Origin of the sequence: Lentzea aerocolonigenes, from assembly GCF_000955955.1 — a bacterium.
GTDB lineage: Bacteria > Actinomycetota > Actinomycetes > Mycobacteriales > Pseudonocardiaceae > Lentzea > Lentzea aerocolonigenes_A.
Genome location: NZ_JYJG01000453.1, coordinates 1 through 3,531 on the forward strand (window position 1 = coordinate 1; position 3,531 = coordinate 3,531).

Below are 3,531 nucleotides of genomic sequence, written 5' to 3' on the forward strand. Positions count from 1 at the left end.
GGCGATGCTCCCGCACGCGGGCACGGAAAGCCGGATCTGGCAGGAGGTGGTGCGCCTCGGCCAGGACCTGGGTGCCCTGGCTCCTCTGCGCGGCAGCCGGGTCGTGGCGGACATCGCGCTGCTGTGGGACTGGCAGTCGTGGTGGGCACAACGGCAGGAGTGGCGGCCGAGCGCCGACCTCGACGCCCGCGAACGCGCGGAAGCCTGGTACGCCGCCGCCTTCGACCTGCACCTGACCGCGGACTTTGCCCACCCGGAAGCGGATCTGTCCGGCTACCCGCTCGTCGTCGTGCCCGCGCTGTACTCGATGACGGAGACCGCGTCGGCCAACCTGCGCCGCTACGTCGAGGGAGGTGGCGTCCTCGTGGTGTCGTGCTTCTCCGGCATCGTCGACGAGCACGACACCATCCACTCAGGACCACACCCCGGTGCGTTGCGTGATGTGCTCGGCCTGACGGTGGAGGAGTTCACGCCGTTGCGTGCCGGTGAGCAGGTGCGGCTGGACAGCGGCCTGACGGGCGACGTGTGGTCCGAGGTCGTGCGGCTGCGCGGCGCGGTACCGGTCTGGTCCTATGTGGATGGACCGGCGGCCGGCCTGCCCGCTGTCACCAGGCACGCGCTCGGACGGGGGAGCGCCTGGTACGTCTCCACCTGCCTGGCAGCGGACGGGCTGGACGCCGTGCTGGTGGCGGCGAGTGCCGAGGCCGAGGTGACGTTGCGCGACCTGCCGCGCGACGTCGAGGTGGTGGAGCGGGAGGGCTCGGCAGGCCGGTACCTGTTCGCGATCAACCACAACGGGGAGACCGAGCTGCTTCCCGCGACGGGGACCGAGCTGCTCACGGGTGACCGCGTGGACGGGCATCTCGTGCTGCCACCCGGTGCGGTGCGGGTGGTCTTCACGCCGCGACCGGACTCGTGATCCTCAGCCGGCGGCGAGCACCGAGTCGATCCGAGTCGATGCGGTGGGCGAGCCGTTCGTTGTCGGTGGGGGCGAGGCTCAGCCACCCGTTCTCGCTGACCATGAGGTAGCGGCCCTGGAGGGTGTCGAACCAGTTGATCACGACGTGGGAGCGGTCGGCGGTCAGCTGGGTGCTGACCCGGCTGACCCCGAACTGGCCGCCGCGGACACGTCCGGCCGCGAGCTCGGCGACGGCGGCGGCGTCCTGACCGGACAGGCCCGCCTGCTCCAGGGCTCGGCGTTCGTCCAGATCGTCCGCGCCCCACGGGTCTTCGGACTCCGGTGCGTCCTCGTGCAGCCGCACGGCCGTGTGCAGGGCGTCCAGCGGCACCGACAGGCCGGAGCCCGGACCGGCCGCGCCGGCGGGCAGCACGTCCACGATGGACCGAGGCAGACCGGTCGGGCGGACCTCCAGCACGCCCACCTGGTCGCCGTCGATGACCACCATGGCCGCCTCGTCGCCGTTCGACACGGCCAGCGCCCGGACCGTGCGGTCGAAGTAGCCGACCGCGTCCACCGCGACGTCGTGCTCGGCCAGCAGGTGCAGCAGGCCGACCAGGTGGTGGTCGTAGATCAGCCCTCTGCCCGCGAGGTCGTCGCGCACGTCGTGCTCGATGCTCCTGCGTTCGGACTCGGTCGCGCCGAACGACGGCACGTCCAGCGGGTAGGGCAGCCTGCCGAGCTCGTGGTGCCGCCACAGCACGGCCAGCTCGGCCTGGGTCAGCAGGAAGTCCGGGGTGATCACGTCGTCTGCTCCGGCGGCCCGGTCTTCCTCGGCTTCGCGCCACCGATCACCGCCGGCGGCAGGTTCTCGCCCGGCACCTCGAACAGGTCACCGCCCATCAGGTACGACGCCGAGCGGTGCTCCTTGTCCTCCTCGCCCTTGCCGGACGCCGGACCGCCCGCTGGACCACCGCCGGCAGCCGAGCCCGCGGCCGCCGCGGCACCGGGCCCGACCCCTCCGGCGGGCACGGGACCGCGGCCTGGGGAAGTGACGCCCGCGGCGCCACCCGGCTGCATCTGCGCACCGGCAGAGCCGCCCGGTGCGAACTGCCCGGCGGGGAACGCTCCACGTGCCGCACCGCCCCCACCGAACCCGCCACCACCGCCCGCCGGCCGTGCCGCGGTGCCCTGCCCACCCGTCGCGGCAGTGCCTGCCGTGCGCGGCGAGGTCCGCGGATCGGTGGCACCGGTGCGCGGCACGTTCGGCTGCGGCGTCAACGGCACGGGCGTGCCGTACTGCTGCGGCCGGTGTTCCGCCGGCGCCGCGGATCCGCTCACACCCGGCGCATGGTAGCCGGAAGCCGCCGGCTGGTAGCCCGGCGCCGACGCGGCGGCCACGGCCGTGCCGTCGTGCGAAGGCTGGTGGGCGGCGGGCTGGTACGCGGGCTCGCCCTGCGGCTGGACCGCTGGGGCGTCGCCTCCAGGAGGACTGGAGAAGGCGGCGGGAGCGAGCGGCGGAGCGCCTCCCGGCGAGGGTGGCGGCGCGCTCGGGTCCGGGGTGGAGGGTGGGCTGGCCGGCGGCGGACCGGAGGCGCCGCCGAGCGATGGGCCGTCGGACGAGCGCGGCACCGCCGGCTGCGGTGGTTCCTGCGCCTTGCCCGTCGTCGGGTTGTACGGCAGCGTGAACGCGGGCGTGCTGGCGTCGATGTCGTGCGACTGCCGTTCCATCGTCTCCATCACGGCCACGGCCTGCTCGTGCGCGGCGCGCGCCTTCTCGCCCGCGGCCTGCATGTCGGCCGCGGACGCGGTGAACCCGGCGAGCCCTGGATCGCCCTGGGCACGCGCCGCGTCGTCGAGGCTGAACGAGGACGGCTCGGGCATCGTCGCCCTCGCCGTCGCCATGATCCGGCCCTGTGCGGCGACCTTCTCGCCGACCTCGACGGCGGTCCGCGCCGTCAGCGTGATCCACTCAGCCAGCCCCCGGATCGCGACGCGGGCACCTTCGGCCGCCGCACCGGTCCAGCCGGACTCGCTCGCTGCCACGCGCTTGGCGATCAGCTCCGCGGACTCGGTGAGCTCCGTGCCGAACCGGGCCCACTCGGACCCGATCTCGCCGGCCTGGCCGGGATCGTTGAAGTGGTGCACCGAGTCGTACAGCTCGCGGTGCGAACGCGCGGCCCAGTTCTGGGTGTCGCGCAGCACCAGGTAGTTCTCCGGGCCCATGGCAGCCTCTCCCGCTCAGCCGTGCTTGGAGATGTCGGCGGAGGCGTCGGTGTCGACCTGGTGGTAGTTGCGGATCGCCGTGCTGACCGCCTCGTGCGTTTGTGCCAGAACGGTGCGGTAGGCCGTCATCACGCTCACGAAGGAGTGAACTTCGCCATCGGCGCGGTGCTCGAACTTGAATGTCATCGCCTGGCCGACAGGATTGGCACCCAACGGTGCGGGGCGCGCGAGCCTGCCGGCGCGCTCGAGCCAGGAGTCGACCTGGTCGATCTGCTCGCGGAGGGTCCTGCACAGATCCTCGCCGGTCGCGGGGTCGAGCGTAACTTGCCCGGAGGTGACGCTGTTATTAAGAGCGACGGCCTTTCCATCGGCAGGCGGCGGCGACTGCGAGTCCACGAGGACATGGC

At 73.2% G+C, this 3,531-nt stretch carries 4 protein-coding genes; 1 reads left to right on the plus strand and 3 read right to left on the minus strand.

The window, feature by feature from the left end:
* A partial coding sequence (locus tag UK23_RS43260) for a beta-galactosidase (protein WP_045317645.1) occupies nucleotides 1-919 on the plus strand: 919 nt, incomplete at its 5' end.
* Here UK23_RS43260 and UK23_RS43265 read toward each other — a convergent pair.
* From UK23_RS43265 to UK23_RS43275, 3 genes are all read right to left on the minus strand, one after another.
* Nucleotides 897-1,703, minus strand: coding sequence for an ESX secretion-associated protein EspG (locus UK23_RS43265; RefSeq protein WP_045317646.1), 807 nt, complete (start codon nucleotides 1,701-1,703; stop codon nucleotides 897-899). The two genes, UK23_RS43260 and UK23_RS43265, sit on opposite strands and share 23 nt — an antisense overlap.
* Entirely contained in the window at nucleotides 1,700-3,124 is a 1,425-nt protein-coding gene (locus tag UK23_RS43270) for a hypothetical protein (protein WP_045317647.1), read from the minus strand. The genes UK23_RS43265 and UK23_RS43270 overlap by 4 nt, the downstream gene beginning before the upstream one ends.
* A gap of 15 nt (nucleotides 3,125-3,139) precedes the next feature.
* A partial coding sequence (locus UK23_RS43275) for a hypothetical protein (protein WP_330770611.1) occupies nucleotides 3,140-3,531 on the minus strand: 392 nt, incomplete at its 5' end.